The following is a 26,286-nucleotide window of genomic DNA, read 5'->3' as shown; positions in this document are numbered from 1 at the left end:
GGTGACGCACCACTGCGGACCGTTGCCATGGCCGAGCCAGCCGAACCCCTCTTGCCCTCGACCACATGCGAGGCGGCCTTTCGCCAGATTGCCCGCGATTGCGCCAGCGATTTCGCCGAGGCGCTGGACACGGTGCTGGACTGCGACGCGCCCGAGGGTCCGCACAAGGCGCGGGTGGCGTTGCGGCGGCTGACCACCGCGATTGATGCCTTTTCGGATTTGCTGCGCCGCAAACGGCAGACGCGGTTGCGCGATCAGGCCAAGGCGATCTTTCGCCTGCTGGGCAAGCTGCGCGACAGCGATGTGCATCTGGAAACCCGCTGCGACATGCCAGGCCACAAGGGGCGGCTGCGCCGGAATGCCAGGATCCGCGCCAAGGTTCGCAAACGGCTGAAATCCCTGCAGGCCGACCAGCTGGCGGCTCAGCTGGCGCGGTTGACGGCGCAGGGCGGCAAGCTTTGGCGCCGCAGCGAGGGCGCCCGTGCGGCGCAGTCGGCCCCGGTGGGCGGCTGGGCGGTGGGCCGGCTTGCTTCGGCCTGGGCCGATTGCGGCTGTCACGGGGCCTCGGTATCCACGATGGACCCGCTTGCACGGCACGAATTTCGCAAGGATCTGAAATCGATGCGGTATCTGGTCGAGTTTCTTGGCCCGGTGGTGCCCGGTCTGGACCAGGAGCCGTTCCGCAGCGACTTTCGCGACATTCAGGATGCCTTGGGCATCTTGAACGACTGGCAGGTCGCCATGGCGCTGGAAGGGCGCGCCTTGCCCAAGGTGCTGCCCGGCAAGCAGGCGCGCGCGCTGGTCGCGGCCGAGGCGCTGTGGCTGCGCCTGTCTACCGCGCCCTTGCCCTGGGTCTAGTGGCAGTGCACCCGGCCGGCCTTGTTGTCCATGTGGCAGCATTGCCCGGGCGGCGAGGATTTGCGGCAGCCACCGCCATGGGCCAGCGCAAGCGGGGTGGCGCTTGCCCAGACAGACAGTGCAAGGATCAGCAGGCGCATGGCAGAACTCCGAAAACAGGCGTTAACCTTCGTTAACGCCTGCGCGCCTGTCAACCGATCGCGCCTTCAGCCCTTGCCGATGGCCGCCAGCACCAGCGGCTTGATCGTCGTCTCGGGGCCGGGGGCAAAGACCAAATCTTCACGCAGGAAGTATTTCTTCTGGTTCATCGCGGGCCAGTCGCCGGTGACGATACGATAAGTGGCCTTTTGCGGCACCTGGGTCGGCGCGGCATACAGGAAATCGCCGGTGCGCTGGTCCAGCGTGGCGGCCTGATCCTGGTTGCAGACGGCCAGAATCTCGGACAGCGTGGCCGCATCGACATCGGCCACCACCAGCTTGCCATCAAAGCGCACGACCGAGTTGAAGGCATGCAGGCTGACCGCCCCCGCAGCCAGGCCGGTGCCCAGCGTGGTATGGCCGATGAAGCCGACATCCGCCCCCGCAGCCTGCGCCATGGCCGCCGCCACAAAGCGCCCGGTCTCGGCCAGTGTCAGCGCGGCCGGGGCGGTGGCAACCGTCGCCCGTTCTGCATCGGTCAGGTGTTCGGCCATGGTGGCGGCGATCAGCGCGGCCAGATCGGCCGAGGCAGGGCCCGCAGGATCGACCGGAACCTGGGTCAGGCCGATGCTGCCATCGGCGCCGATGTCGGCCACGGTATAGGTGCTGCTCCACGATCCGGTGTGCACATAGCGCGTTGCGCCCTGATCGTGGGTGAACAGCAAATGATCGTGCCCGCCGATCAGCAGCGTGCCATCGGGCAGCATGGGCAGGATGGCGCGGTCTGCCACCACGCCGGCATGGCTGAGCACGACATTCAGCCCCGGCCCTGCCAAGGCATCGCCAAGATGGGCGGCAGCCCAATCGACAGGGGCGGGAATCGCAAGGCTGTCGCGTTGCGCCTTGGGGTAAGTGGTGATCGCATCGGTGGCGATGCCGACCAGCTTGACGGGCATGTCCCCCAGCTGCAGCGCGGCTGTTGCCTTGGCGAAGGGCTGGCCGGTGCGGGCGTCACCGATGTTTGACACCACCGTCAGGCCCGCAGCCTGCGCCCGGGCGATGGCCTGGGCCAGATCCTCGACCAGATCGGGTTCGTGATTGCCAAGGTTCAGCACTGTCGGCGCCAGCCTGGCCAGCGCCTTCAGCAAGGCCCAGTCGATCGCCCCGCCCGAGCGTTTGGTGACGGCATTGCCGATCTCGAACACATCGCCGTTGATGACGATCAGATGCGGCACGTCATGAATGGCAACCTCGGCCTCCAGCGCGGCCAGCAGCTGCGCGCTGCGTTCATAGGCCGAATGCAGGTCCGACAGGATCAGAATGCGCCCGGCCGGTGCCGGAGCTTGTGCATAGGCTGCCATGGGAAGAAGGGCCACGCTGGATGCCAGAAGTTGCAGCGCGCTGCGCCGGTGAAGGTCGATCTGCATGGGCCGGTCCTTTCCACTGGTCCGCCGAGGGGGGCGGCTCGGTTTGGCCTGCAGACCTATGCTGACAAGGAAACAGCCACGCGACAACCCGTAACAAGAAGGGGGCGCCAGTGGCGCCCCCGAAAAGTTCCTTGTGCAACAGCAATCAGTTGCGGGCCTTGTCGACCATCTTGCCCTTGGAAATCCAGGGCATCATGGCGCGCAGCTTTTCGCCGACCTGTTCGATCTGGTGCGCATCGTTCATGCGGCGGGTGCCTTTGAAGAACGGCTGGCCGACGGCGTTTTCCTGCATGAAGTCACGCACGAACTTGCCGGTCTGGATGTCGCGCAGCACGGCCTTCATGCGGGCCTTGGTCTCGTCATAGGGCAGGATGCGCGGGCCCGAGACATATTCGCCATATTCGGCGGTGTTCGAGATCGAGTAGTTCATGTTCGCGATGCCGCCTTCGTAGATCAGGTCCACGATCAGCTTCACTTCGTGCAGGCATTCGAAATAGGCCATCTCCGGGGCATAGCCGGCCTCGACCAGGGTTTCAAAGCCCATGCGGATCAGCTCGACCAGACCGCCGCACAGCACGGCCTGTTCGCCGAACAGGTCGGTCTCGCATTCTTCCTTGAAGTTGGTCTCGATGATGCCCGAGCGCCCGCCACCGATGGCCGAGCAGTAGGACAGACCGATTTCCAGCGCGCGGCCGGTGGCATCGTTGTTCACCGCGACCAGGCAGGGCACGCCGCCGCCCTTGACATATTCGCCGCGCACGGTGTGCCCGGGGCCCTTGGGCGCCATCATGATGACATCGACGCCGGGCTTCGGCTCGATCAGGCCGAAGTGCACGTTCAGGCCGTGGGCAAAGGCGATCGCGGCGCCTTCACGCAGGTTGTCGTGGACGTATTTCTTGTAGGTTTCGGCCTGAAGTTCATCGGGCATGGTGAACATGATCAGGTCGCACCATTTTGCGGCCTCGGCGATTTCCATCACCTTCAGCCCTTCGGCTTCGGCCTTTTTCGCCGAGGCCGAGCCGGGGCGCAGCGCGACGACCAGATTTTTGGCGCCGGAATCGCGCAGGTTCAGGGCATGGGCGTGGCCCTGGCTGCCATAGCCGAGGATCGCGACCTTCTTGTCCTTGATCAGGTTCACGTCGCAGTCGCGGTCATAGTAAACGCGCATCGGATGTCCTTTCGGTTCTTGATGGCGCAAGAATAGGCGGATTGCCAAGATAGCCTGTGCAAAGATTGACGATTTCTGCAAAAGTCTGCAGATATCATGCGCAGATAGGCAGGATGGTGAAATGTTCATTCAGATCGACGATACTGACCGCCGCCTGATCCGTCAGCTGCTGGCCGCGCCCGAGGTGTCGACGGCCGATCTGGCCGAACGGGCGGGGGTGACCACGGCCACCTGCTGGCGCCGGCTGGACCGGCTGCGCGGTGCCGGGGTGATCGGCCCCCCTCAGGCGGTGATCGATTGGCGCGCCATGGGCTATGAGGTCGAGGTGAGCCTGCGCTTCAATCTCGACAAGACCAATCCGCGGGCCTTTGACGAATTCATCAATGCAGCGCGCGAGGTGCCCGAGGTCATCAACATCGAGACCTTTCTGGGCCGGGTCGATGTGCGGCTGAACGTCATTGCCCGCGACATGCGGCATTATCAGGAGGTCTATCGCACCCGCATCCTGACCTTGCCGCATATCGCCGATATCGAAGCGCTGGTGCTGGTCGCCACCATCAAGGACGAGGGGGCGCTGCCAGTATGATCGACCTCGATGATACCGACCGCGCGCTGCTGCGGATGCTGGCGCAAGATGCGGGGCAGGGGGCCGGGGCGCTGGGCCGGGCGCTGGGGATCAGCCAGCCCGCCGCCTGGCGCCGGGTGCGGCGTCTGGAGGAGGCAGGCGTCATCCGCGGCCGCCGGGTCGAGGTGGACCGCCCGGCCGTGGGCTTTGGCGTGACGGTGTTCCTGGGGCTGAAGCTGGCGACCAAGGGGCGGGTCAGCATCGAGGATTTCGAGCGCGCGGTGACCGCGATCCCCGAGGTTCAGGTGGTGCAGCATGTGCTGGGGCTGTTCGATTATCGCCTGCGGGTTGTGGCGCGCGATCTGTCGGATTTCGAACGCATCCTGCGCCGGCGCATCATGACCCTGCCGGGCGTGGGGCAGGTGGAGGCCAATGTGCTGCTGTCCGAAGAGCGCCGCCCCGGACCTCTGGGGTAGCGCTCCCGCAGCCCCGAGCCGCGCAGGCGCGGCACGAAGCTTTGGGCGGGGCGCCGCGCCAGGGCGCGGCGTGCCTCCGGCGGGGGTATTTTGGGCAAGGTGAAAGGGGGTCGCGCGCCCGGCCTGCGGGCGGCGGCAGTGCCGGAGCGGGCGAATGGCCTTCGGCCGGGCGATTGCCCCCTGTCGTGCGCCAGCTTACTGCGTGTCCTCGTTGCGGCGGCCAAGCTGGGCGCGCAGGCGTTCGGTTTCGGCGCGGGCATTGCGCAGCCCGTCCATCGCGGCGCGCAGCTCGGCCTCGGTCTGGGCGATGCGGTTGGCAAGCTCTGCCTCGCGCTGCTGGAGGTAGACGATGGCCTCGTCACGGGTTTCCTCGGCCTCGTGCAGCGATTGGGCCAGCCGTTCCAGTTCGGCCGTATCGGCCCCGGGCACGCGGGTGAAGCGGTGCAACAGCCAATAGGCGAACCAGCCCAGCCCGAAGGCGACGAACAGGATGATCGCCATGCCGAAGATGAGTTCGGTGCTGTTCATTGGCCGGCCTCCTCGGGGCGGGGTTTGGGTCGCAGGGCAGTGGGGCCGGCAGTGTCGCGCCATTCGCCAAGCTCGGGGTCGCCATTGGCGCCAAGGGCATCGCGGATCAGCGCGCCGGCATCCGCCGGACGGGTGATCGCAGCGCCCTCGCCTGCCGTCTCGTCAGGGACGGGCCCTTCGGGATCGGCGGCCAGCGCATCTCCATCGGCGCCGACCTCGAGATCGCCGGCGTCCCCCATCGGCTCGTCGCCTTCGGCATCGCCGATCTCGCCCGGGACCAGATCGTCGGGGCGGTCGGGCGGGGGGGCGATCGCCTCGCCGTCGTCTTCGGGCTCGGGGTCGATGCCGATTAGCTCGGGCGCGGCGGCGGGCTCGTCGGGCGAGACAAGGCGCAGGGCGATGCGGCGGTTCGCGACGCGGCCTTCCTCGGTTCCGTTGTCGGCGATGGGCTCAGCCGCGCCGTAGCCACGGGCGGTCATGGCCGATGTGTCGACGCCGCGCGCGTCGAGGGCTGCCAGAACGGCATCGGCGCGCTGCTGGCTGAGATCGAGGTTGGTTTCGGCCCGGCCTTGCGAATCGGTGTGCCCGCCGATTTCCAGCGGGGCACCCGTGCAATCGGTCAGGGCATCGGCCAGTTCGGCGATGATCGCATTCGATTCGCCCTCGATCTCGGCCTTGCCGGGGGCAAAGGTGATCTGCCGCTTGGCCAGCACCGTGTTGGCCATGGTCAGGCACTGGTCGGGCGTCGGCAAGGCGCGGGCGGGGTCGAGCCGTTCCTCGTAGGTCACATCGACCGAAAAGCCGGCCCCCTGGCCCAGCCGGTCCGAGAGCAGGCGCGAGATGTCCGAGCGCGCCTCCTTGTTGCCGGTGATGCCGCGCAGGGCCAGGCTCTCGGGTTCGACCAGGACGACGCCATTGTGCAGCTGTGCCAGCGCGGCAAGGCCGGCCAGCACGCGCAGGCCCCAGCCGCTGGGCAGGCTGTCGTCCAGCCGGGCCGCGATATAGACGTTCGCGGCGCCAAAGCGGGCATGGGCATAGGCCTCGACCGACTCGCGCATCCGCTGATCGACGAGGCGGCCGCGCAGCTGGACATTGCCTTCGGGCGAGAGGGTGGCGGTGAATTGCGCCGGGCCCTGCGGGCCTTCGGTCTGCGGGCGCGGGGTCAGCGTCGCCTTGAGCGAGAAGACATCGGGCAGGCGGTTGGTCAGCTCGCCGATCACGCGGTCGAAGTCGGATTGCGCGACGGTCGAGGCGGCGATCAGCGTGACATCGACATCCGAGATGGTCACCGATCCGGCCCCCAGTTCGGCCATGGCGGCGATCACCGCCTCGGCCGCATCGGGCCAGCGGGGCGAGGGGGCGCCAAGGCCCAGGGTGCAGGCGGGGGTGCCCTCGACCTTGGCCAGCCTGGCCGCATTGAGGATGCGGTTCAGCGAGCGGTCGCTGTCAGCCGCGCAGGCATCAAAGCGGGGGCCATCCTCGTCAATCACGAAGCGCAGCGTGAAGGGGGCGATCACCGGGCGGGGGGCCGAGATCTGGATGGTGACGGGCACGTCTTGCGGCAAGGCGCGGCCAAGGTCGGATTCAAAGCGCCGCTTTTGCGCCGGGCTGTCCGAGATGGCGGTGACGGTCACGCCATCGGCGGCCACGGAAATCTTGGACCTGGGCAGCAGGCGCAGCGCGACAAGGCCGAAATCCATGGCAGGCGCCCATGCGGCGGGGACCGGGAAATCGGCGGTTTCCAGCATGTTGGACAGGCTGTCTGCCGGGGCCAGCTGGCTGGCCGTGGTCAGCAGCGGTGCGGTGTCCCAGGATGCGGGCACAAGGCCGATCATGGAAATCCCGTCGTCGTTGCGCAGCAGCTCCAGCGAAAAGCGCGGGGCGGTCAGGGCCTTGGCCGGGGTCACCGCCATGCTGTCGATCACCCGGCTGGCCCCGACGACCCGGCCGGCGACGGTGGTGGCGCGAAAGCGCACGGCCTCGGTCGGTGCGGTGCCGGTCAGGGTGACGATCAGCCCGTCGGCGCTGGCGCTGGCCCAGGTCAGACCTGCCGCATTCAGCGCGCGGGTGACGTGACGCTGGCTGCGTGATTCCAGTGCGCCGCCCACGGCCATCGCCATCAGCAAGGACAGCACGGCCGCACAGGCAAAGGCGATTGCGGTAAGAATGGCAGGTTTCAAGCGCATGAGCGATTCCGCATCGTTATCGGCCACTCGTAAGGCGCGTGGGGGGCAGGTTCAATCACACCAGCGCCGCAGCGGCAAGAAACAGCGCAACCACAAGGCCAGCATCGCGGTTCGACCGGAACAGCCGCAGGCAGGTGTCGGGGCTGTCGATGTCCAGCTGCGCGAGTTGCCAGCCCAGATGCGCGGCAAAGATCCAGATGCCGGCCAGCGCGATCAGCACCGCCATCCAGCCCGCATCGGCCCCCAGCAGCGCCATCAGCGTGGCCAGCGTCAGCAAAAGGACCGTCAGCGCCATGAAGCCGCGCAGCCAGGCCACCGTATGGGTGCCGAACAGCCGGGCGGTGGATTTGATGCCGATCAGCGCGTCGTCGTCCTTGTCCTGATGGGCATAGATCGTGTCATAGAACAGCGTCCAGGAAATGCCCGACAGCCACAGCACAAGGGCTGCCCACCCGATCGTGCCATCATGTGCGGCCCAGGCCAGCAGGGCGCCCCAGTTGAAGGCCAGCCCCAGAAAGACCTGCGGCCACCAGGTGAACCGCTTGGCAAAGGGATAGATTGCGACCAGCACCAGCGAGCCGACCCCCAGCCAGATCGCCAGTGGCGGAAAGGTCAGCAGCACGGCAAAGGCAACCAGCGCCTGCGCCGCCATCCAGACCAGCGCCCGCTTGACCGTCACCTGCCCTGACGGGATCGGGCGGGACCGGGTGCGTGCAACGGCACCATCAAAGTCGCGGTCGGTGATGTCGTTCCAGGTGCAGCCCGCCCCGCGCATCAGAAAGGCGCCGATGCCACAGGCGATCATCACCCACAGATCCCACCAGCCCGGCGCATCGGACGCAGCCGCCAGCGCCACGCCCCACCAGCAGGGCAGCAGCAAGAGCCAGGTGCCGATCGGCCGGTCGGCCCGGCTGAGCCGCAGATACGGGCGCAGCGCCGCCGGTGCCCGGCGATCAACCCAGTTTCCCGCCACGGCATCGGCAACGGTGCCATGCGGCTCTGGCATTCGCGGCGCGTCGGTCATACACCTGTTCCCATGACACCCAAGGTCCGCCTTCATCTAGACCAGCCGCTTGCCCCGGGGCAACCGCTCGCGCTGGACCGTGATCAGTCGAACTATCTCTTTGCCGTGATGCGGCTGGAGGTGGGCGATGCGATTCTGGCCTTCAACCGGCGCGATGGCGAATGGATCGCCCGTGTCAGCGCCGCCTCGAAACGCGGGGGCGAACTGGTGGCCGAGGTGCAGACCCGCCCGGTGCAGATGCCGCCCGATCTTTGGCTGATGTTCGCGCCCATCAAGAAGGCCCGCACCGATTTCATCGTCGAAAAGGCGACCGAACTGGGCGCGGCGCGCATCATGCCGGTGCTGACCGAATACACCAATGCCGAACGCATCCGGCAAGATCGCCTGCAGGCCCATGCCGTCGAGGCGACCGAGCAATGCGGCGGCACCTTTGTCCCGGTGGTCGAGGATTTGCAGGCCCTGTCCAAGGTTCTGGCCGCCTGGCCGGCCGGGCGACAGCTTTTGTGGTGCGATGAGGCGATGGTCGGCCGCTCGCGCCCGCTGGCAGGGTTGCCGCGCGGGCCATGGGCGGTGCTGATCGGCCCCGAGGGCGGGTTTTCCGCCGCCGAACAGGGGCGGCTGCGCGCGCTGCCCTTTGTGCATGCGCTCTCGCTTGGCCCGCGCATCCTGCGCGCCGATACGGCGGCGGTCGCCGCGCTGACGCTGTGGCAGGCGCAGCTGGGGGACTGGGGATGATCCGCCATGCGGTGCCGGGGGACGAGGCCGCCTTGACGGCGTTTCTGTCCGGGCATCTGGAAACCTCGATGTTCCTGCTGGGCAACCTTCAGGCCCAGGGGTTGGCGTCCTCGGACCATCCCCATGCGACAACCTATGTGATCGACGATCGCGGCGGCCGGATCGGGGCGGTTCTGGGCCTGTCGAACAATGGCTTCCTGATGTGTCAGGCGCCCGGCCTGACCCCGGCGCTGGTCCATGGGCTGCTGGCCCCGCTGGCCGGGCGCGAGACGCAGGGCATGACGGGCGAGGCGGATCAGGTTGCCGTTTTCCTTGACGCGCTGGGCGTGCGCCCGCGCCTGAACCGGGTCGAGCCGCTGTTCGCGCTGGATCTGGCCCGGCTGCCGGAAACCGCCCAGCCGATCCGCCCGCCGGGGCCGGGCGACGTGCCGCTGCTGACCGGCTGGTTCACCGGCTATCTGGCCGAGACGGACAGCGGCACCCCCGCCGATGCCGCCCTGCGGGCAGAGGCGGCGGTCAAGGACAGCCCCGTTCGCCTGATCGAACGCGCGGGCCGCCCGATCGCCATGGCGGCGATCAACGCGGCTGCGGGCGATGTGGTGCAGGTGGGCGGCGTCTATACCCCGCCGGCCCTGCGCGGGCAGGGTCTGGCCGGGCAGGCGGTGGCCGCCTTGCTGGCCGAGGCGCGCGGCAAGGGCGCGGCGCGTGCCATCCTGTTCGCGGCCTCGGATGCCGCCGCCAAGGCCTATGTCCGCATCGGCTTCCGGCGCATCGGCAGCTATCGCATCGCCCTTTGGCCCACCGCCTGCCGCATCGAGCCCGCCGCATGAGCGATCTTGCCGCCCTCAACGCCGCGTTGGATGCGGCTTTCGGGCCCGGACACATCGTCGCGGGCCGCGTGCTGCAACACTCTGCCCAGGCCATCGTGGCCGAGGCGATGGACGCGGAGGCGCCGGTTATCGTCAAGCGCGTCCTTGGCCCCGATGCAGCCATCCGCACCGACCGGCTGCGCGAGGCGCATGACAGCATCGCCCCGCATATGGCCAAGGGCCTGTTCCGGCTGGCCGAACTGTTGCGCGTCGCGCCGCACCACGGGCTGGCGGTGATGGCGCCCGCGCCGGGACAGCGCATGGATATGGTGCTGGCGCAGGCCGATGCTGCCGAACGCCGGGCGGTGGTCGATCTGGCAGGGGGCTGGCTGGCGGCCTTTGCCGCGCCGCGCCTGCGCCGGGGGCCTGTCAACCTGCATCCCTTCATCCGGCGCCGCAAGGACCATCAACCCCCCGATCTGACCCCCGCCGACCGTGCCCTGACGGGCGAGGTTCTGGCCGGCCTGCGCCATGCCGCGCGCAGCCTCGCCCATGCCCCCATCGCGCAATCCGGGGTGCATGGCGATCTGACGCCCTACAACCTGCACCTTGCCCCGGCACCTGATGACGGCATCGAGGTCTGGGCCTTTGATCTGCAACCCCTGCGCATCCGTCCCATCGCCCAGGATGCCGCGCAATTTCTGGTGGTGGCCGGCCTGCGCCAGCCGCCGGATGGTCCCGGCCCGCGGCGCCATGGCCTGCCGTCGGCCGATGTGGCGCAAATGCTGAAGGCTTGCCCCGAAGTGTCCGACCCGGTCCTGCGCTTTTTCATCGGGGATCGCCTGCTGCGCGCCTTGCATGATGCGGCCGCGCACCCTGACCGCGCCAGGGCCGCCCGCACCGCCCTGCGCCACTGGCTGGAGGGCGCCGCATGAGCCTGATCCGCCCCGAACTTGCCGCCCGCCTGACCCGCGCGCGCGAGGCGATCGGCGCCGGGGTGGCGCTGGCCTTCGGCCTGTGGCTGGCCACGCGCGGTGGCTGGCTGCTGGCAGGATTGGGCGGCGTAGTCGCCTTGGTCGGGGCGGGCCTTCTGGTCGCGGCGATCCAGCGCCTGCGCTTTGCCCCTGTCACCCGTGGCCCCGGTGTGGTCGAGGTGGACGAGGGCCAGATCGCTTGGTTCGGCCCCGGCATCGGCGGCTTCGTCTCGCTCGCGGAACTCGCCGAGCTTGGCCTCATCACCGTGCAAGGGCTGCGCGTCTGGCGCCTGCGCCAAAGCGACGGGCAGATGCTGCTGGTGCCCGTCGATGCACAGGGCGCGGGGCAACTTTACGATGCGCTGACCACCTTGCCGGGGATCGAGGGGCACCGCCTGCTGACCGCGCTGGCGGCACCCGGCGACACCCCGCTGATCTGGCAACGCGCAACGTCGCGCATTCTTCCGTTCCGGCGGCCTTGACCGGGCCTTGACTTGGCGCGGGCTTGGCGCCACCTCTGCCCACCGTAAACCAGAAGCTCGGAGTTGCCCCAATGTCCATTCCCCAGTCCGGCGGCGGACCGATCGAACATCCGGGGCAACTGGCGGAATACCTCGCATCGGGCTGCAAGCCAGCCGATCAATGGCGCATCGGCACCGAGCACGAGAAATTCGGCTGGCTGACCGACAGCCGCAAGCCGCTGCCCTACGAGGGGTCGGCCTCGGTGCGCGCCATTCTGGAAGGTCTGCGCGACCGCTTCGGCTGGACCGAAGTGCGCGAGGGCGAGGCGCTGATCGGCCTTACCCGCAATGGCGCCAATGTCTCGCTGGAACCGGGCGGGCAGCTTGAACTGTCCGGCGCCCCCCTTGTCGACATCCACGAGACCAGGGCCGAACTGGACATGCACCTTGCCGAGGTCGCGGCCATTGCCGACCCGCTGGGCGTGCGCTTCATGGGGATCGGCGCGGCCCCCGAATGGCACCATGAGGACATGCCGGTCATGCCCAAGGGGCGCTATCGGCTGATGACCGACTACATGGGCCGCGTCGGCACCCATGGCACCCAGATGATGTATCGCACCTGCACCGTTCAGGTGAACCTCGACTTCGCCTCCGAAGCCGACATGGTGAAAAAGCTGCGCGTCGCCCTGGCGCTGCAACCCGTCGCCACGGCGCTGTTCGCCTCGTCGCCGTTCTTTGACGGGCAGCCGAACGGCCATCGCAGCTGGCGCAGCCGCATCTGGCGCGGGCTGGACGATGCCCGCACCGGGATGCTGCCCTTCGTGTTCGAGGACGGCTTCGGGTTCGAGCGTTATGCCGACTGGGTGCTCGATGTGCCGATGTATTTCGTCTATCGCGATGGCCGGTATGTCGATGCGCGCGGCCAGTCGTTCCGCGATTTCCTTGCCGGCAAGCTGCCCGCCCTGCCAGGAGAGATCCCGACCCTCTCCGACTGGGCTGACCATCTGACGACGGTGTTCCCCGAAGCGCGCATCAAGAAATACATCGAGATGCGCGGCGCCGATGCTGGCAGCCGTGCCCATCTGACAGCGCTGCCCGCTTTCTGGACCGGCCTGATGTATGATGCCGGCGCGCTTGATGCCGCCTGGGATCTGGTCAAGGGCTGGTCTGCGGAAACCCGCCAGGACCTGCGCGTCGCCGCCTCGGTCAGCGCCTTGCAAGGCGAAGCCGGGGGGCTGCGCCTGCGCGATCTTGCGCGCGAGGCGCTGAAACTCTCGCGCGCCGGTCTTGCCGCGCGCGGCAAGGACGAAGGCCGCTTCCTCGAGGTGCTTGACCTCCACGCCGCGACCGGCCGCACCCAGGCCGATGATCTGCTCTCTGCCTGGGAAGGTGCCTGGAGCCGTGACTTCGCGCCGCTTTATCCGGCCGTCAGCCTCTAGGGCTTTGCCTTTTTCCAAATACCCTGCGGGGGTTTCTCAAGGGGGTGCAAAACCCCCTTGAGCGGGGGTGCGGGGGCTGGCCCCCGCCTAGCCGGCCGTCCGATCCGCCCAGCCGGCAAAGATCCGCTCCAGCGCGACCACGACATAGAACAGCACGATCCCCAGGAAGGCGAGCGCGAACAGAACCGCGAACATCAGCGGATAGTCGGCGTTGATCTTGCCGCTGTCGAACAGCGCCCCAAGGCCGCGGCCATGCGGCTCGACGATCTCCATCAGGTTGGTCCCGATGAAGGCCAGCGTGACCGCGACCTTCAGCGCGCCAAAGAACTCCGGCAGCGTCTTGGGCAAGGCGATCTTCCAGAAGATGGTGAACCGGCTGGCCCCCAGCGCGCGCAGGATGTCGCGGTATTCAGGCTCCAGCGTCGAGAGCCCGATGGAAACCGACACGGCAATCGGAAAGAACGAGATCATGAAGGCGATCAGCACAGTATTGAAATCGTGCTGGCCAATGAAGATCAGCGCGATCACCGGCACCACCGTCGCCTTGGGAATCGCGTTGAACCCCACCAGAACCGGATACAGCGCATCGCGCATCAGGCGCGAAAAGCCCATCACCATGCCCAGCAGCGTGCCGAAGACCACCGCCACGGCCAGGCCAACCACGGTGCGCCACAGCGTCTCCCAGCCCATTTTCAGGAACAGCTCGCGGTATTTCCAGAACGCTGGCCACAGGTCGGACGGTGCGGCCATCTTGTAGGTCGGCCAGCCCTTGAACCAGACCAGCCATTCCCAGAACCCCAGGATCACGGCAATGGCAACGACGGGCGGGGCGATCTTGCGCAGCATGTCCATCAATGCGCCCCCCCGTTGCGGCCTTGGGCAATCTCGATCTGCTCGCGCAGGATTGCCAGTTTCGCCACGCTGTCGGGCTCGTACAGCATTTCGATGGGGCGGGGCGAGGGCATGTCGATCTTCATCCGATACTGCACGCGGGCAGGGCGATCGGACAGCACGATGATCTCGTCGGCCAGATAGACCGATTCGCGCAGGTCATGGGTGATCAGCAGCGCGGTGAACGGCTCTTCGGCGCGCAGACGGTGCATGAGCTGCCACAGATCCTCGCGGGTAAAGGCATCCAGCGCGCCAAAGGGCTCGTCCATGATCAGCACTTCGGGCTTGTGGACGATGGCGCGGCACAGGCTGGCGCGCTGGCGCATCCCGCCCGACAGCTGGCTGGGCCGTTTGGCCTCGAACCCTTCCAGCCCCACCAGGGCAAGCAGCTGACGCGCGCGCTCCTCGCGCAGGGCGCGCGACATCCGGGGCGCGACGATCTCCAACGGCAGCATGACGTTTTCCAGAATGGTCCGCCATTCCAGCATGACGGGGTTCTGAAACGCCATCCCCACCGTCTTGCGCGGGGATTTCACCCGTTCGCCATGCAGCCAGACCTCGCCGGTGTCGGGCTTCATCAGCCCGGCGATCAGACGGGTCAATGTCGATTTTCCACAACCCGACGGCCCGACGACGGCGCAAAACTCGCCCTCGGGGATCGAAATGGTCAGGTCGTTCAGCACCGGCAGCGGACCTGCCTTGGTGCGGTAGGCGTGGGTCACGCCCCTCAGTTCCACTAGATCGGCCATCCGGCACCCCGCAAGGCGGCGCGGCCCCCTTGCGGGGGCCGGCGCTGGTCAGAATTTCAGGCTGCCATCCTTGGGAAGATAGGCATCGGTGAAATAGAGATCCGGGGTCGGGGCGTTCTTGAAGGTGTAGATCTCTTTCAGCTGCTCGATCGACCGGGCATAGCGGGCCGGGTCGATATTGCCCATGCCATTGGCCTTGACCCAATCGGTCATTACCGTGCCCTCAAGCGCCATCTTGAAGCGCCGCGTTTCCAGCGCGACATCCGAGGCCGGGGTGCGGGTGATCATCTGGCCGACCGCCTTTTCAGGGTCCGCCGCCGCGTCCTTCCAGCCCTTGGCCAGTGCGCGGATAAAGCCGGTGACGGCCTCGGGGTTCGCCTTGGCAAAGTCGGTGTTCACGATCACCGCGTTGCCATAGTAGTCGACGCCATTGTCGGCCATCACAAAGACCGAAATGTCATCCTCGGGCACGCCCAGACGGACAAGGTTCAGCACGACCGAAAAGGAAAACCCGGTCACGGCCGCGACCTTGCCCTCGGCCAGCATCGGCTCGCGGGTGGGGAAGCCCAGGGGTTCGACCTTGACCTTGGACATATCAAGCCCGGTTTCCTTGGCAAAGACCGGGAATTGCGACCAGGCGCCATCCGGCGGCGGGGCGCCCAGGACCTTGCCCTCGATGTCCTTGATCGCGTTGATGCCCAGCGACTTGCGCCCGACCATGGCCGCCGGCGGCTTGTCATAGACCATCATCACCGCCGTCACCGGCGCGCCGGGGTTCTGGTCAAGGAACTTGGCGATGGAATTCATGTCGGCAAAGCCCATCGGGAAGGCGCCGGTTGCCACCTTGGGGATCGCGTCCAGCGAGCCCTGGCCGGCCTGGATGTCCACCTTCAGCCCCTCGGCCGCGAAATGGCCGTTGTCGATGGCGGCGAAATAGGGGGCGGCCGGGCCTTCGAACTTCCAGTCGAGCGCGAAGTTGATCGCGGTTTCGGCCATGGCGCTGCCCGCCAGCAGCAGGCTTGCCGTGGCGGCAGTCAGGACGCGGTGGAACATGGGTGATCTCCCGATTGGTTTTTCTTGTATTCCCTTCAGCAATCCAGAACCGCAGCCATTGCGCAAGCATCATGTGCCACAGATAAGGCATGTGCACATTGCAAAGGCGTCAAATGCACGCTCTTGGCGCAAATTTTGGGCAGATGGCGGAATGCATAAAGGCCGACCCCGAAGGGCCGGCCTTTGCCGCAGAACTTGGGTCTTGTTTCAGACGAAGAACTGCCCGCCGTTCGCGCTGATGGTCGAGCCGTTGACGAAGGCGGCATCGTCGGCCACCAGAAAGGCCACGCAGCGGGCGATTTCCTCGGGTTCGCCCAGCCGGCCGGTCGGGATTTGGGCGATGATCGATTCACGCACCTTTTCCGGAACGGCCATCACCATTTCCGTTGCGATGTATCCGGGGCAGATCGCATTGGCCGTGATGCCAAACCGCGCGCCTTCCTGTGCCAGCGATTTGACGATGCCCAGATCCCCGGCCTTGGTCGCGGCATAGTTCACCTGACCGAACTGACCTTTTTGCCCGTTGATGGACGAGATCACCACCACGCGGCCGAACTTGCGATCCCGCATCCCGGACCAGACCGGATGGACCGTGTTGAACACGCCGGTCAGGTTGGTGTCGATGACCTGATGCCACTGTTCCGGCGTCATCTTGTGGAAGGGCGCATCGCGGGTGATGCCGGCATTCGCCACCACAATATCGACCGGGCCCAGATCCGCCTCGACCTGCGCGATCCCGGCTTTCGAGGCCTCATAGTCGGCCACGTTCCACTTGTAGGTCTTGATGCCGGTCTCGGCGGTGAAATTCGCGGCCGCCTCGTCGTTGCCCGCATAGTTGGCCGCGACGGTATAGCCCGCGTTCTTCAGCGCGACGGAAATCGCGGCGCCGATCCCGCGCGAGCCCCCGGTGACCAAAGCAACTCTCGACATGATTCCTCCTCAAACGGGTTAGGTCTTGAAACTCTGTTACCGTGAATAACATGGGCGCGCAAGAATGTTGCGCGCCCATTTCTGCATCTGCGAGAAAATTTCGCTGCAGGTCAGCGTTCGAGGCACATGGCAACGCCCATGCCGCCGCCGATGCACAGCGTGGCAAGACCCTTCTTGGCGTCGCGGCGCTGCATTTCGAACAGCAGGGTGTTCAGGATGCGCGCGCCCGAGGCGCCGATCGGGTGGCCGATGGCGATGGCGCCGCCATTCACGTTGACCAGATCGGGGTTCCAGCCCATGTCCTTGTTCACCGCGCAGGCCTGGGCGGCAAAGGCCTCGTTTGCCTCGACCAGATCCAGATCGGCCGCGTTCCAGCCAGCCTTGGTCAGCGCCTTGCGGCTGGCAAAGATCGGCCCGACGCCCATGATGGCCGGGTCAAGACCTGCGGTTGCATACGATGCAATGCGCGCCAGCACCTTGAGCCCGCGCTTGGCCGCCTCTTCCTCGGTCATCAGCAGAACGCCGGCCGCGCCATCATTGAGGCCGCTGGCATTCGCCGCCGTGACCGAGCCATCCTTGGTAAAGGCAGGGCGCAGCTTCTGCATGGCTTCGATGGTGGCGCCATGGCGGATGTATTCGTCGTTTTCGATGACGACATCGCCCTTGCGCGTCTTCAGCGTGACGGGGACGATCTCATCCTTGAACTTGCCGGCCTTTTGCGCGGCCTCGGCCTTGAGCTGGCTGGCAAGGGCGAATTCGTCCTGCTGCTCGCGGCTGATCTGCCATTTCTGGGCGACGTTCTCGGCCGTCTGGCCCATGTGATAGCCATGGAAGGCATCCCACAGACCATCCTTGATCATCGAGTCGATGAAGTTCAGATCGCCCATCTTCTGCCCGGCGCGCAGATGCGCGACATGGGGGGACAGCGACATGCTTTCCTGCCCGCCGGCGGCGACGATGGCCGCATCGCCCAGCTGGATGTGCTGCGCGGCCAGCGCGACCGCCCGCAGGCCCGAGCCACAGACCTGGTTGATCGACCAGGCTGCCGATTCCTGGGGCAGACCTGCCTTGATATGGGCCTGACGGGCGGGGTTCTGGCCCTGGCCTGCGGTCAGCACCTGGCCCAGGATGGTCTCCGAGACCTCGGCCTTGTCAACGCCGGCGCGTGCGCAGACAGCGTCGAGCACCACGGCGCCCAGATCGTGGGCTGGGGTATTTGCAAACGACCCGTTGAAGCTGCCGACAGCAGTCCGTGCTGCCGAAACAATCACCACGTTGGTCATGGGGGGCTCCTCTTCCCGATGCGAAGCTCAGGGCAGGACGGGCCTGCCGCCGTGCAGCATGGCTAAGCGGCCAGCGGCAGAATCGCAAGGAAATTGCGGATCGGGCTTTTGACGCAGCGTCACTTTGCCACCTGCCGCCGACGGGCCCGCGGCAGCCACGACGGCTGGATCATCGGCGCGCCGAAATGGAACCCTTGCAGGCAATCCAGCCCGTTTGCCGCCAGCCAGTCGGCATCTGCCTGGCATTCCACGGACTCGGCGACGACCAGCATGTCGAAATGCCGCGCGATCGAGGCCAGAGCGCGGGTCAAGACCTGATTGTCGGGGTTCGAGGCGATGTTGCGGATGAACTGTCCGTCAATCTTGACCACATCGAAGAAGAAGTCGCGGAAGTAGCGAAAGGCGGTATAGCCTGCGCCAAAGTCGTCCAGCGCAAAGGAAATCCCTTCGCCATGCAGGTCGTCCATGAAGGCCGTGACCACATCGGGCATCAGCATGGCCGAGCTTTCGGTGATTTCCAGGATCAACCGCTCGCCCGCCGTTTCGTCGCGCTTGAGGCCCTCATGCAGGGTCTTGAGCCAGGGCGCATAGCCGATGGAGCGCGCGGACATGTTGATCGCAAGGCGCAGGTCGGGCACCTCGGCCAGCGCGGCAAGGCCAAGCCGCAGCGCCGCACAGTCGATCAGCCGGCCGGTTTCCCGCGTTTCGACCGCGCCCATGAATTCGCGCGCCGGGATCACCCGGCCCGAAGGGTCAAGAATACGGATCATGCCCTCGTGAAAGGCAACCCGCGACTGGTTCGCGGCCAGCACGACCGGCTGATAGGCCAGCATCGTGCGCCCGTCGCGCAGCGCATGATCCACCATGGCCAGCGTGCCCTTGTCGCGTTCTTCCACCGCAGCCGTCAGCGGGTCGGCCGGGCCTTCGTGAAAGCCGTTGTCATATGAGGCGTCGTGCATCTGCCTGCTCCGTCCCGAAACTGGGTCATCATGCTGCCCAAAGCATGAACAATCGGTAAACATTCCCATTTTGTTCCAATTGTGTTAAAACCCATGGTAACAGTTCAACCCATTGGGAAAATTTGAAAATGTCCGAGCGTTGCACCTGGTGCGGCACCGACCCGCTGTATGTCGATTATCACGATACCGAATGGGGCGTGCCGGAAACCGACCCGCGTGCGCTGTGGGAGAAACTGATTCTGGACGGGTTTCAGGCCGGGCTTGCCTGGATCACCATCTTGCGCAAGCGCGAGGGGTTTCGCAGCGCCTTTGCGGGCTTCGATCCGCAGACCATTGCGCACTGGGGCGAGGCCGAGGTGACGCGCCTGCTGGCCGATCCTGGCATCGTGCGCCACCGCGGCAAGATCGAGGCGACGATCGGCAACGCGCGCGCCTGGCTGGCGATCGAGGAAAAGGGCGGCTTTGCCCCGTTCCTGTGGCAGTTCGTCGATGGCAGCCCGGTGCAGAACCGCTTTGCCTCGATGCGCGAGGTGCCGGTGGATACGCCCGCCTCGCAGGCGATGTCCAGGGCGCTGAAGAAGGCAGGGTTCAAGTTCTGCGGGCCAACCATCACCTATGCGTTCATGCAGGCGACCGGCATGGTGAACGACCATATGGTGACCTGCCCGTGCCACGACAGGGTGGCGGGGCTGGGCCGGGCGGTCACTCTCCGATCAGGCGCTTGAACCAGCCCTTTTTCGGCGGCTCGCCCTCGGCCGGGGGCTCGGCGGTATCGGGGCCCTCGACGGCATCCTGAAAGCGGTTGAAGAAATCGTCCGCCATCTTGCGGGCAAAGCCGTCGATGATGCGGCTGCCAAGCTGCGCGAGCTTGCCGCCGACATTCGCCTCGACCTCGTAATCCAGCTTGGTGCCCGTGCCCTCGGGCGTCAGACGCACCCGCGCGGCGCCCTTGGCAAAGCCGGCCGCGCCGCCCTTGCCCTCGCCCGAGATGGTGCAGCTTTCGCCTGGCACGATGTCGGACAGTTTCACGAGGCCGGTGAAGCGCGCCTTGACCGGGCCGACCTTCTGCACGACCGCAGCCTCGAACCCGTCTTCGGCGGTGCCGGTCAGCTCTTCGCAGCCCGGCACGCAGGCCTTGAGAACCTCGGGGTCGAAAAGCGCGGCCCAGACCGTGGCGGGCGGGGCAATGATGAGGCGGCTGTCGTTCATCTGCATGGCGGGCTCCTCCTGTTCGGGCTCAGCATAGGCGCGGGCGGGACGCGGCGAAAGGCCCATGGGCGCCTTGCCCGGCTTTTCCGCCGCTGGCCGGGTTCAGCCCTGCGCGGGCAGTGTCAGCTTCATGTCGCGGTGCGGGATGTCGGCGTCCAGATAGTCGGGCCCATAGGGGGTGAAACCCAGCTTTTCATAGAACCCCAGCGCATGAACCTGCGCCGACAGCTTGACCGTGTCGATCCCGCCGCGCGCCGCGAAATGGGCAATGCCCGCCCGGATCAGCGCGGCGCCAAGCCCGGTGCCGCGTGCCTCGGGCAGCACACAGACCCGGCCGATCTTGCCCGTGGTCCCGTCTGTCAGCAGGCGGGCGGTGCCCATGGCCCGGCCATCGACGGTGGCCAGCAGATGCACGGCGACCGGGTCAAGATCGTCGAATTCATCGGCCTCGGAAATGCCCTGTTCGTCCATGAACACGGTGCGGCGCAGCGCATGGCAGGCGGCCAGATCCAGCGTTTCGGTGATCGTCATGCGAAATAGTCCCGCAGGATCCGGCTGTAGATGGATTTCAGCTGGTGGATGTGCGCGACTTCGACATTCTCGTCGACCTGATGCATGGTCTTGCCGACCAGGCCGAATTCCACCACCGGGCAATGATGCTGGATGAAGCGCGCATCCGACGTGCCGCCCGAGGTCGAAAGTTCCGGCACACGGTTGGTTTCGGCCTGCACCGCGCGCCCGACCAGATCCGACAGCAGACCCGGCGGCGTGACGAAGCTGTCGCCGGCCAGATAGAACTCGACGCTGAATTCCACCCCGGTTTCGGCCTGCACCTTTGCCGCCTCGCCCTGCAGCCAGTCCGACAGGCTGGCGCCGGTGTGAAGGTCATTGTAGCGGATGTTGACCGTGCCCTTGCAGGCCGCGGGGATCACGTTGTTGGCCGGGTTGCCGGTGTCGATCGTGGTCACCGCCAGGGTCGAGGCATCGAAATGCGCGGTGCCCGTGTCGAGGTCATGGCTGGCCAGCCGGTCCATCAGCCGGGCCATGGCCGAGACGGGGTTCTTGGCTCGGTGCGGATAGGCCGAATGGCCCTGAACGCCGCGCGCCGAAAACCGAGCAGTCATGGACCCGCGGCGGCCGATCTTCATCATCTCGCCCATCTCGGACGGGCAGGTCGGCTCGCCGACAAGGCAATGGCTCATGGCCTCGCCATTGGCGGCCATCCAGTCCAGAAGGGCGACGGTGCCATCGGTGCTGACGCCTTCCTCATCGCCGGTGATCGTCAGGATCACGGCGCCATCGGGGGGCGTTTCGCGCACGAAATCCATGGCGGCGGCGGCAAAGGCGGCAACGCCCGATTTCATGTCGGCCGCGCCCCGGCCCCAGATGCGGCCATCGCGGATTTCCGCGCCGAAGGGATCGCAGGTCCAGTCCGCCGGATTGCCGACCGGCACCACATCGGTATGGCCATTGAAGCCGAAGCTGCGCGCATGCCCCTTGTCGCCCCAGCGGGCAAAAAGGTTCGGCACCCCGGCCCGGTCCACCCGCGTGCAGGTGAAACCGGCAGCGCCAAGCGCGGTTTCCAGCAGGACCAGCGCCCCGCCTTCGACCGGCGTGACCGAAGGGCAACGGATCAGCGCGGCGGTCAGGGCCACCGGGTCGCTGGGATCGAAGGGCAGGGCAGTGTCGGTCATGTCGGGCTCCGTGCAGATCGCGCGCACCCTAGTCAGCCCGAAAGGGCGGTTCCAGCGAAAACCGAAGGCGCGGTGTTGTTGCCCGATGGCCACCCCGTGCCATGGCGCTGCCGCGTCCCGGTGACAGGCCGGGCGATCTGCGTCAGGATGGGCCAAGGATTTCATCGAGGTATCGCGTGACAGGTGCGGCAGTGCGGCCAGGCAGTCTGAACGGCTGGATCGCCCTTGGCAGCGATCCGGCGCCCCGTCTGGCGCCCGAGACGCGGCTAAGGTCCGGCGCGCTGCTGGCGGTGCTGGGCGGGCTGCCGCACAGCGCTGCCGTGGTGCTGGAACTTGCCGAAGGCGCGATCCGTCTGGCACCGCGGCAAGGCCGGCTTTGGCCCGAGGCGGGGCTTGCCGCCTCGTCGGGGGTTTCGTTGCTGGCCGGGCGCGATGTCGGGCTGGTCGTGCGCCATCGCCGGGGGGATCAGGTGGTTCACCATGCCTTGCCAGGTCCGATTCCGGCGGCAGCCGGGCCGCTGGTTGTGCGGCTGGACTGGGCGGGGGCCGGGCTGGACGGGGCAGGCGGGCGCTGGCGGCTGGACCTGATGGACAGCGACGGGGTCGCGGTGCTGCCGGGGGTGTCGGGGTCTGGCGCGCTGGCGCCCGATGCGGCGGCGGTCTGGGCCCTGTGCCGTGTGGGGCCGCACCGGCTGGCCCATCCGGCGCTTGGCACGGTCGGGGCGCGTCAGACACCGGGCAGCGCGATGGCGCCCGAGACGCTGGCCTGGTCGCCCGCCGCGATTTCCGCCCACACGCCGGTTGACACCCCGCGCGGGCCGCGCCCCTTGGGCACCCTGACCGCGGGCGATGCGGTTCTGGACATGGACGGGCGCATGGTGCGCCTTGCCGCGCTGCATCTGGCGGATGTGCCGCCAGGCTTTCCGTTCAGCCCGCGGCGCCTGCGGGCAGTCCGCTTGCCGATGACCCGCGATCTGCTGGCCGGGCCGATGACGCGCCTCGTCTTTGACGGAGGCGAGGCCCATGCCCTGAGCGGATCGCGGCGCGCCATGGTGCGGGCCGCGTTCCTCCCCGATCCGGTGGCCCGGCCGATGGCCGGCCCGCTGCGCAGCCTGTTGCTGGCCCTGCCGGTGCCCGATCGCCCGGCCGTTCTGGCGCCCGGGGGCTTGCCGGTCGCCTGTCCCGACCCGTCGGGCGTTCTGCCGGCCGATGGCCCCGATCTGGCCCGCGCGGCAGCGCTGATGCTGCTTGAAGGCGCCGACCTTGTCCCCCGGCGCATGGCCTGAGCCACCCGGGTAGAACGGCATGGGGTGGAAACCACCTTGGGGGGCGGTTCAGCGTTGTGCGGTTGCCCAAGGCCCCCGCCGCCGCTAGGCCCGGTCAGTCGAAATAGGGCGTCAGCACCGCGACGATAACCGAGTTTTCGGCCAGCGCCCGATCCATCAGGCGGCCTTCCTCGGGGTCGATCGCCTCGCCGGCCGCTTCTCGATCGGCGCGGGTGCCGTGGCCGGTGACTTCCAGAACCGACAGTTCCGCCTGCTGCAAGATGGCGACGGTCTCGCGCACGGCCTCGGCCTCATCGACGCCCGAGGCATAGCACAGCAGGCCCGCGCCGGTTGCCCCCTCGGGCAAGCCGTCGCCGGGTTTGCGGCCAACCTCGACCAGCAGGGTATGCACCTGCTGGGGGCGTTTGACCTTGGGTTCGGCGGGTTTCTGGTCGGTCGGCATCGGCGCAACTCCGGCTGGTGGTGCCGGCTTAGCAATGCCGGGCTTCGGGGGCAAGCGGCGCCTGTGGTGCGCGGCGCGCGTGGGGGCGCTGCCCCCTGTAGCCGTTGTGCGCGTGGTGCGCGTGCGCCTGCCCCCGGGATATTTGGATCAAGGCGAAAGGGGGCAGGAGGATCAGCGCAACCGAAGGCGGGGCGCGTCGGACGGGTCAGCGACCTGGCCGATCACGGCAGCCTCGTCAAAGCCGTGGCGGTGGAAGATGGCCAGTGCCTCGTCCGCCGTATCGGGCGCGCAGGCGATCAGCAGCCCGCCCGAGGTTTGCGGATCGCTGAGCAGGGCGCGGGATTCGGCCGGGAAGTCGCCGGGAAGCACGACCTCGGTGCCATAGCTGGCCCAGTTGCGCCCCGAGGCGCCGGTGACATTTCCGGCGCGCGCCAGATCAAGAACGCCAGGCAGGACAGGCACGGCCGACCAGTCCAGCCACAGATCGGCGCCCGCGCCGCGCACCATTTCCAGCGCATGACCGGCCAGGCCAAAGCCGGTCACATCGGTCATGGCGTGAACGCCGGACAGGCGGGCCAGATCGGGGCCGGGGGTATTCAGCCGCGTCGTGGTGGCGATCATCCGGGCATAGCCGGCAGCGTCCAGCGCGCCCTTTTTCAGCGCGGCGGACTGGATGCCCACCCCAAGGGGTTTGCCAAGGATCAGCACATCGCCAGGCCGGGCATCGGCATTGCGCTTGAGGTGCGCCGGATCGACCAGACCCAGCGCGACAAGGCCATAGATCGGTTCGACCGAATCGATGGTATGCCCGCCGGCCACCGGGATGCCCGCCGCCGCGCAGGCGGCCGCGCCGCCCGAGAGGATCTTGCCGATGGTCTCCACCGACAGCACGTTGATCGGCATGCCGACCAGCGCCAGCGCCATGATCGGGGTGCCGCCCATGGCATAGACATCGGAAATGGCGTTGGTCGCGGCGATGCGGCCGAAATGGTCGGGGTCATCGACGATGGGCATGAAGAAATCGGTGGTCGCGACCAGCGCCTGATGGTCGTTCAGCCGATAGACGGCCGCATCGTCCGATGTCTCGATCCCGACCAGCAGGTCCTTGGGGATAGGCAGGCTGGGGGTGCCGCGCAGGATGCCCGACAGCACGCCGGGGGCGATCTTGCAGCCGCAGCCCCCGCCATGAGAGAGCGAGGTCAGGCGCGGCTCGGGCGCGGTCGTCGGGGCGGTCATGCGGCACCTTTGGGCTGTGTCAGGGCGTTGAGTGTGGCGGCCAGCCGGTCGGCAAGGCCGGGCAGGGCGGCGGGGGCCAGCGAGGGGGCGGGCAAGTCGGTGACCGGAACCACGGCGCGGGCGCGGTGCTTGCGATAGCGCGGGTCGTAGTGATGTTCGACCAGCTCTGCCGCCAGCGTGGCAAAGCCGCCGGTGGCGGCAAGGGCTTGCCAGCGTTCGATGCGCTCGGCCGGGTGAAAGGGGCGCAGGCGCTCCAGCGTGGCGGTCAGGCGGGCCGGATCGTCGGTCACATCGGCATAGGCGCGGGTCAGATAGGCGGCGCGTTCAGCCACCGGCGCCACAAGCGCGATGCGCGGGGCGGTGGTCATCGCCTTCCACAGGGCAGGGGGCAGGCGGCAGTCGCCGACCTTGGCGCTTTCGGCCTCGATCAGCACGGGGCGGGTGGGGTCGAGTGCGGACAGCGCCATCGCCAGCCGCCCTTCGAACATGCGTTGCGAGGGCTGGGCCCCCATCGCCCCGAACAGCGAGCCGCGGTGATGCGCCAGCCCTTCAAGGTCGATCACCTGCACCCCTCGTTCGGGCATGAGGGTCAGCAGCTCGGTCTTGGCCGAGCCGGTGTTGCCATCGAGCAGCACCACCGGGGCGGGGATCGGGCGATCATAGAGCGCCTCGGTCACCAGCGCGCGCCAGGCCTTGTAGCCGCCGTTCAGCGTTTCCGTGCGCCAGCCGATGCTGGTCAGGATGCTGGCAAAGGACCCCGACCGCATCCCGCCGCGCCAGCAATGCACCAGGGGGCGCCAGCCGCCGGGCTTGTGTGCCAGCGGCCCTTGCAGGTGGCGGGCGGCATTGGCCGCGACCAGCGCGCCGCCGATGCGGCGGGCATCAAAGGGCGAGACCTGCTTGTAGATCGTGCCGACGCGCGCCCGTTCGGCATCGTCCAGCACCGGCAGGCTGATGGCGCCGGGGAGATGATCGTCGGCATATTCCGAGGGAGAGCGCACGTCGATGATGTCATCGAAGCGATGCGTGGCTAGATCGGTCAGCGAGGTCAGCGTGATGGCCATGCGGGTGTTCTAGCCGATGGCCAAGGGCCGGGAAAGGGCGCGTGTCGATGTTGCGCAAGGGGGCGCTGCCCCCTGTCACCCGAAAGGCCTGTGGGACTGTTGCGCCTGCCCCCGGGATATTTGGATCAAGGCGAAAGGCGGGTCAGCCGCGCAGCTTGCGACCGATCCAGATGAGCAGGGCCGCCCCCGCCGCGCCGACGATCAGTTGCGGCAACCAGGCGCGGGCAGCATAGATGCCGGCCCAGCCCAGCAACGCGTTCAGCACCACGGCGCCGACGATGCCAAGGAGGATGTTGGTGAAAAGGCCGGTGTCGGCCTTCATGATCATGCTGGCGATCCATCCGGCGAGCCCGCCGATGATGATCGACATGATGATGCCAAGTCCCATGTTTGCCCCCTTGGTTGGCGTTGCGCCCCCAGGGTAACATGGAAACAGGCCGCCGGTTCCGGGAAAATCGCGGCGCGCCGCTTGCGGGGTCGACCGAACCACGCGCGCCGAGAATCCGGCGGAATGGATGACGCTGCTGCCCGGCTTTCCCCATCACCTTTCCGAAAATACCCCACGGGGAGGTCTGGAGGGGTGTGAAACCCCTCCAGCCGCCGGGGATGGGCGTGCCCGCTTCCGGTCTGTTCCTGCCGCACCGCCCGCCCGCGCAGGTGGCGGGCGGCTTTGCCGTCGCTGTCGCCCGCTTGGGGGCGGCG

Annotated in this window: 29 protein-coding genes; 10 read left to right on the top strand and 19 right to left on the bottom strand. The window is 67.4% G+C overall.

What is annotated here, in order from left to right:
- The first annotated feature begins 27 nt into the window (after nt 1-27).
- Nucleotides 28-858 carry a CHAD domain-containing protein gene (locus G481_RS23540; protein ID WP_051294465.1) on the top strand — a complete coding sequence of 277 codons (831 nt, stop codon included), beginning with the start codon at nt 28-30 and terminating at the stop codon, nt 856-858.
- Here G481_RS23540 and G481_RS26360 read toward each other — a convergent pair.
- The 3 genes from G481_RS26360 to ilvC all read right to left on the bottom strand — a co-directional run bounded on the left by G481_RS26360 (nt 855) and on the right by ilvC (nt 3,591).
- The gene (locus G481_RS26360; RefSeq protein ID WP_169728715.1) at nt 855-998 is read right to left on the bottom strand and encodes a hypothetical protein; all 144 of its coding nucleotides are present in this window, start codon (nt 996-998) and stop codon (nt 855-857) included. The genes G481_RS23540 and G481_RS26360 overlap by 4 nt on opposite strands.
- Nucleotides 999-1,064: 66 nt before the next feature.
- Nucleotides 1,065-2,423: a metallophosphoesterase gene (locus G481_RS0110630; protein WP_028030011.1), complete on the bottom strand. Its 1,359-nt coding sequence runs from the start codon at nt 2,421-2,423 to the stop codon at nt 1,065-1,067.
- Nucleotides 2,424-2,568: 145 nt separating this feature from the next.
- A complete protein-coding gene (gene ilvC / locus G481_RS0110625; RefSeq protein WP_028030010.1) occupies nt 2,569-3,591 on the bottom strand; it encodes a ketol-acid reductoisomerase in 1,023 nt (340 codons plus the stop codon).
- A gap of 121 nt (nt 3,592-3,712) precedes the next feature.
- On the opposite strand from ilvC, the gene G481_RS0110620 reads away from it, so the two are divergent.
- Nucleotides 3,713-4,177 carry an Lrp/AsnC family transcriptional regulator gene (locus G481_RS0110620; protein ID WP_035025811.1) on the top strand — a complete coding sequence of 155 codons (465 nt, stop codon included), beginning with the start codon at nt 3,713-3,715 and terminating at the stop codon, nt 4,175-4,177.
- Entirely contained in the window at nt 4,174-4,632 is a 459-nt protein-coding gene (locus tag G481_RS0110615) for an Lrp/AsnC family transcriptional regulator (protein ID WP_028030008.1), read from the top strand. The genes G481_RS0110620 and G481_RS0110615 overlap by 4 nt, the downstream gene beginning before the upstream one ends.
- Before the next feature lie 195 nt (nt 4,633-4,827).
- On the opposite strand, the gene G481_RS0110610 is transcribed toward G481_RS0110615, so the two are convergent.
- The 3 genes from G481_RS0110610 to ubiA are packed head-to-tail and all read right to left on the bottom strand — an operon-like array spanning nt 4,828 to nt 8,370.
- Nucleotides 4,828-5,160, bottom strand: coding sequence for a hypothetical protein (locus G481_RS0110610; RefSeq protein ID WP_028030007.1), 333 nt, complete (start codon nt 5,158-5,160; stop codon nt 4,828-4,830).
- Nucleotides 5,157-7,346 (bottom strand): OmpA family protein, encoded by a 2,190-nt coding sequence (locus G481_RS23535; protein WP_051294464.1) that lies wholly within the window; start codon nt 7,344-7,346, stop codon nt 5,157-5,159. Before G481_RS23535 ends, G481_RS0110610 begins: the two co-directional genes overlap by 4 nt.
- Nucleotides 7,347-7,401: 55 nt before the next feature.
- Entirely contained in the window at nt 7,402-8,370 is a 969-nt protein-coding gene (ubiA, locus tag G481_RS0110600; protein WP_028030006.1) for a 4-hydroxybenzoate octaprenyltransferase, read from the bottom strand.
- Between the two features lie 12 nt (nt 8,371-8,382).
- On the opposite strand from ubiA, the gene G481_RS0110595 reads away from it, so the two are divergent.
- From G481_RS0110595 to G481_RS0110575, 5 genes are all read left to right on the top strand, one after another.
- A complete protein-coding gene (locus tag G481_RS0110595) occupies nt 8,383-9,105 on the top strand; it encodes a 16S rRNA (uracil(1498)-N(3))-methyltransferase (RefSeq protein ID WP_028030005.1) in 723 nt (240 codons plus the stop codon).
- Nucleotides 9,102-9,935, top strand: a complete 834-nt coding sequence (locus G481_RS0110590; protein WP_051294463.1) for a GNAT family N-acetyltransferase — start codon at nt 9,102-9,104, stop codon at nt 9,933-9,935. The genes G481_RS0110595 and G481_RS0110590 overlap by 4 nt, the downstream gene beginning before the upstream one ends.
- Nucleotides 9,932-10,849 (top strand): hypothetical protein, encoded by a 918-nt coding sequence (locus tag G481_RS0110585; RefSeq protein WP_028030003.1) that lies wholly within the window; start codon nt 9,932-9,934, stop codon nt 10,847-10,849. The genes G481_RS0110590 and G481_RS0110585 overlap by 4 nt, the downstream gene beginning before the upstream one ends.
- Complete coding sequence (locus G481_RS0110580) at nt 10,846-11,370, top strand: hypothetical protein (protein WP_028030002.1); 525 nt, start codon at nt 10,846-10,848, stop codon at nt 11,368-11,370. Before G481_RS0110585 ends, G481_RS0110580 begins: the two co-directional genes overlap by 4 nt.
- A gap of 71 nt (nt 11,371-11,441) precedes the next feature.
- On the top strand, nt 11,442-12,788 hold the full coding sequence (locus G481_RS0110575; protein WP_028030001.1) for a glutamate--cysteine ligase: 1,347 nt from the start codon (nt 11,442-11,444) through the stop codon (nt 12,786-12,788).
- Between the two features lie 87 nt (nt 12,789-12,875).
- Here the strand turns inward: G481_RS0110575 and G481_RS0110570 are convergent, their stop codons facing one another.
- From G481_RS0110570 to G481_RS0110545, 6 genes are all read right to left on the bottom strand, one after another.
- Nucleotides 12,876-13,640, bottom strand: coding sequence for an ABC transporter permease (locus G481_RS0110570; RefSeq protein ID WP_028030000.1), 765 nt, complete (start codon nt 13,638-13,640; stop codon nt 12,876-12,878).
- On the bottom strand, nt 13,640-14,428 hold the full coding sequence (locus G481_RS0110565; RefSeq protein ID WP_028029999.1) for an ABC transporter ATP-binding protein: 789 nt from the start codon (nt 14,426-14,428) through the stop codon (nt 13,640-13,642). The genes G481_RS0110570 and G481_RS0110565 overlap by 1 nt, the downstream gene beginning before the upstream one ends.
- A 48-nt stretch (nt 14,429-14,476) precedes the next feature.
- Nucleotides 14,477-15,481, bottom strand: a complete 1,005-nt coding sequence (locus G481_RS0110560; protein WP_028029998.1) for an ABC transporter substrate-binding protein — start codon at nt 15,479-15,481, stop codon at nt 14,477-14,479.
- Nucleotides 15,482-15,688: 207 nt separating this feature from the next.
- Entirely contained in the window at nt 15,689-16,411 is a 723-nt protein-coding gene (gene phbB / locus G481_RS0110555; RefSeq protein WP_028029997.1) for an acetoacetyl-CoA reductase, read from the bottom strand.
- Nucleotides 16,412-16,521: 110 nt separating this feature from the next.
- Nucleotides 16,522-17,694, bottom strand: coding sequence for an acetyl-CoA C-acetyltransferase (locus G481_RS0110550; protein WP_028029996.1), 1,173 nt, complete (start codon nt 17,692-17,694; stop codon nt 16,522-16,524).
- Between the two features lie 119 nt (nt 17,695-17,813).
- The gene (locus G481_RS0110545; protein ID WP_028029995.1) at nt 17,814-18,653 is read right to left on the bottom strand and encodes an EAL domain-containing protein; all 840 of its coding nucleotides are present in this window, start codon (nt 18,651-18,653) and stop codon (nt 17,814-17,816) included.
- Nucleotides 18,654-18,781: 128 nt separating this feature from the next.
- Here G481_RS0110545 and G481_RS0110540 point away from each other — a divergent pair, with 128 nt between their 5' ends.
- Nucleotides 18,782-19,378: a DNA-3-methyladenine glycosylase I gene (locus tag G481_RS0110540; protein WP_028029994.1), complete on the top strand. Its 597-nt coding sequence runs from the start codon at nt 18,782-18,784 to the stop codon at nt 19,376-19,378.
- Here the strand turns inward: G481_RS0110540 and G481_RS0110535 are convergent.
- The 3 genes from G481_RS0110535 to dapE form a co-directional block, all read right to left on the bottom strand.
- Entirely contained in the window at nt 19,356-19,868 is a 513-nt protein-coding gene (locus G481_RS0110535) for an SRPBCC family protein (protein ID WP_028029993.1), read from the bottom strand. The genes G481_RS0110540 and G481_RS0110535 overlap by 23 nt on opposite strands.
- A 96-nt stretch (nt 19,869-19,964) precedes the next feature.
- On the bottom strand, nt 19,965-20,393 hold the full coding sequence (locus G481_RS0110530; protein WP_028029992.1) for a GNAT family N-acetyltransferase: 429 nt from the start codon (nt 20,391-20,393) through the stop codon (nt 19,965-19,967).
- A complete protein-coding gene (gene dapE / locus G481_RS0110525; RefSeq protein ID WP_028029991.1) occupies nt 20,390-21,556 on the bottom strand; it encodes a succinyl-diaminopimelate desuccinylase in 1,167 nt (388 codons plus the stop codon). The genes G481_RS0110530 and dapE overlap by 4 nt, the downstream gene beginning before the upstream one ends.
- A 191-nt stretch (nt 21,557-21,747) precedes the next feature.
- On the opposite strand from dapE, the gene G481_RS0110520 reads away from it, so the two are divergent.
- The gene (locus G481_RS0110520) at nt 21,748-22,842 is read left to right on the top strand and encodes a Hint domain-containing protein (protein WP_028029990.1); all 1,095 of its coding nucleotides are present in this window, start codon (nt 21,748-21,750) and stop codon (nt 22,840-22,842) included.
- Nucleotides 22,843-22,936: 94 nt separating this feature from the next.
- On the opposite strand, the gene G481_RS0110515 is transcribed toward G481_RS0110520, so the two are convergent.
- The 4 genes from G481_RS0110515 to G481_RS0110500 all read right to left on the bottom strand — a co-directional run bounded on the left by G481_RS0110515 (nt 22,937) and on the right by G481_RS0110500 (nt 25,972).
- Complete coding sequence (locus G481_RS0110515; RefSeq protein WP_028029989.1) at nt 22,937-23,284, bottom strand: hypothetical protein; 348 nt, start codon at nt 23,282-23,284, stop codon at nt 22,937-22,939.
- Between the two features lie 171 nt (nt 23,285-23,455).
- Nucleotides 23,456-24,520 carry a selenide, water dikinase SelD gene (selD, locus tag G481_RS0110510; protein WP_028029988.1) on the bottom strand — a complete coding sequence of 355 codons (1,065 nt, stop codon included), beginning with the start codon at nt 24,518-24,520 and terminating at the stop codon, nt 23,456-23,458.
- Nucleotides 24,517-25,584, bottom strand: a complete 1,068-nt coding sequence (gene mnmH / locus G481_RS0110505) for a tRNA 2-selenouridine(34) synthase MnmH (RefSeq protein WP_028029987.1) — start codon at nt 25,582-25,584, stop codon at nt 24,517-24,519. The genes selD and mnmH overlap by 4 nt, the downstream gene beginning before the upstream one ends.
- 142 nt (nt 25,585-25,726) lie before the next feature.
- Nucleotides 25,727-25,972 (bottom strand): GlsB/YeaQ/YmgE family stress response membrane protein, encoded by a 246-nt coding sequence (locus G481_RS0110500; protein WP_028029986.1) that lies wholly within the window; start codon nt 25,970-25,972, stop codon nt 25,727-25,729.
- Nucleotides 25,973-26,286 lie beyond the last annotated feature (314 nt).

It is taken from the genome of Gemmobacter nectariphilus DSM 15620, from assembly GCF_000429765.1.
Taxonomy (GTDB): Bacteria; Pseudomonadota; Alphaproteobacteria; order Rhodobacterales; family Rhodobacteraceae; genus Wagnerdoeblera; species Wagnerdoeblera nectariphila.
The sequence above is the reverse complement of the archived record's forward strand: the minus strand, read 5'-3'. Positions and strand labels throughout refer to the sequence as shown.

Excerpts from the sequence above, each read along its gene's own strand:
- G481_RS23540 (WP_051294465.1), top strand. The coding sequence starts at position 28 with ATGGCCGAGCCAGCCGAACCCCTCTTGCCCTCGACCACATGCGAGGCG.
- G481_RS26360 (WP_169728715.1), bottom strand. The coding sequence starts at position 998 with ATGCGCCTGCTGATCCTTGCACTGTCTGTCTGGGCAAGCGCCACCCCG.
- G481_RS0110630 (WP_028030011.1), bottom strand. The coding sequence starts at position 2,423 with ATGCAGATCGACCTTCACCGGCGCAGCGCGCTGCAACTTCTGGCATCC.
- ilvC (WP_028030010.1), bottom strand. The coding sequence starts at position 3,591 with ATGCGCGTTTACTATGACCGCGACTGCGACGTGAACCTGATCAAGGAC.
- G481_RS0110620 (WP_035025811.1), top strand. The coding sequence starts at position 3,713 with ATGTTCATTCAGATCGACGATACTGACCGCCGCCTGATCCGTCAGCTG.
- G481_RS0110615 (WP_028030008.1), top strand. The coding sequence starts at position 4,174 with ATGATCGACCTCGATGATACCGACCGCGCGCTGCTGCGGATGCTGGCG.
- G481_RS0110610 (WP_028030007.1), bottom strand. The coding sequence starts at position 5,160 with ATGAACAGCACCGAACTCATCTTCGGCATGGCGATCATCCTGTTCGTC.
- G481_RS23535 (WP_051294464.1), bottom strand. The coding sequence starts at position 7,346 with ATGCGCTTGAAACCTGCCATTCTTACCGCAATCGCCTTTGCCTGTGCG.
- ubiA (WP_028030006.1), bottom strand. The coding sequence starts at position 8,370 with ATGACCGACGCGCCGCGAATGCCAGAGCCGCATGGCACCGTTGCCGAT.
- G481_RS0110595 (WP_028030005.1), top strand. The coding sequence starts at position 8,383 with ATGACACCCAAGGTCCGCCTTCATCTAGACCAGCCGCTTGCCCCGGGG.
- G481_RS0110590 (WP_051294463.1), top strand. The coding sequence starts at position 9,102 with ATGATCCGCCATGCGGTGCCGGGGGACGAGGCCGCCTTGACGGCGTTT.
- G481_RS0110585 (WP_028030003.1), top strand. The coding sequence starts at position 9,932 with ATGAGCGATCTTGCCGCCCTCAACGCCGCGTTGGATGCGGCTTTCGGG.
- G481_RS0110580 (WP_028030002.1), top strand. The coding sequence starts at position 10,846 with ATGAGCCTGATCCGCCCCGAACTTGCCGCCCGCCTGACCCGCGCGCGC.
- G481_RS0110575 (WP_028030001.1), top strand. The coding sequence starts at position 11,442 with ATGTCCATTCCCCAGTCCGGCGGCGGACCGATCGAACATCCGGGGCAA.
- G481_RS0110570 (WP_028030000.1), bottom strand. The coding sequence starts at position 13,640 with ATGGACATGCTGCGCAAGATCGCCCCGCCCGTCGTTGCCATTGCCGTG.
- G481_RS0110565 (WP_028029999.1), bottom strand. The coding sequence starts at position 14,428 with ATGGCCGATCTAGTGGAACTGAGGGGCGTGACCCACGCCTACCGCACC.
- G481_RS0110560 (WP_028029998.1), bottom strand. The coding sequence starts at position 15,481 with ATGTTCCACCGCGTCCTGACTGCCGCCACGGCAAGCCTGCTGCTGGCG.
- phbB (WP_028029997.1), bottom strand. The coding sequence starts at position 16,411 with ATGTCGAGAGTTGCTTTGGTCACCGGGGGCTCGCGCGGGATCGGCGCC.
- G481_RS0110550 (WP_028029996.1), bottom strand. The coding sequence starts at position 17,694 with ATGACCAACGTGGTGATTGTTTCGGCAGCACGGACTGCTGTCGGCAGC.
- G481_RS0110545 (WP_028029995.1), bottom strand. The coding sequence starts at position 18,653 with ATGCACGACGCCTCATATGACAACGGCTTTCACGAAGGCCCGGCCGAC.
- G481_RS0110540 (WP_028029994.1), top strand. The coding sequence starts at position 18,782 with ATGTCCGAGCGTTGCACCTGGTGCGGCACCGACCCGCTGTATGTCGAT.
- G481_RS0110535 (WP_028029993.1), bottom strand. The coding sequence starts at position 19,868 with ATGCAGATGAACGACAGCCGCCTCATCATTGCCCCGCCCGCCACGGTC.
- G481_RS0110530 (WP_028029992.1), bottom strand. The coding sequence starts at position 20,393 with ATGACGATCACCGAAACGCTGGATCTGGCCGCCTGCCATGCGCTGCGC.
- dapE (WP_028029991.1), bottom strand. The coding sequence starts at position 21,556 with ATGACCGACACTGCCCTGCCCTTCGATCCCAGCGACCCGGTGGCCCTG.
- G481_RS0110515 (WP_028029989.1), bottom strand. The coding sequence starts at position 23,284 with ATGCCGACCGACCAGAAACCCGCCGAACCCAAGGTCAAACGCCCCCAG.
- selD (WP_028029988.1), bottom strand. The coding sequence starts at position 24,520 with ATGACCGCCCCGACGACCGCGCCCGAGCCGCGCCTGACCTCGCTCTCT.
- mnmH (WP_028029987.1), bottom strand. The coding sequence starts at position 25,584 with ATGGCCATCACGCTGACCTCGCTGACCGATCTAGCCACGCATCGCTTC.
- G481_RS0110500 (WP_028029986.1), bottom strand. The coding sequence starts at position 25,972 with ATGGGACTTGGCATCATCATGTCGATCATCATCGGCGGGCTCGCCGGA.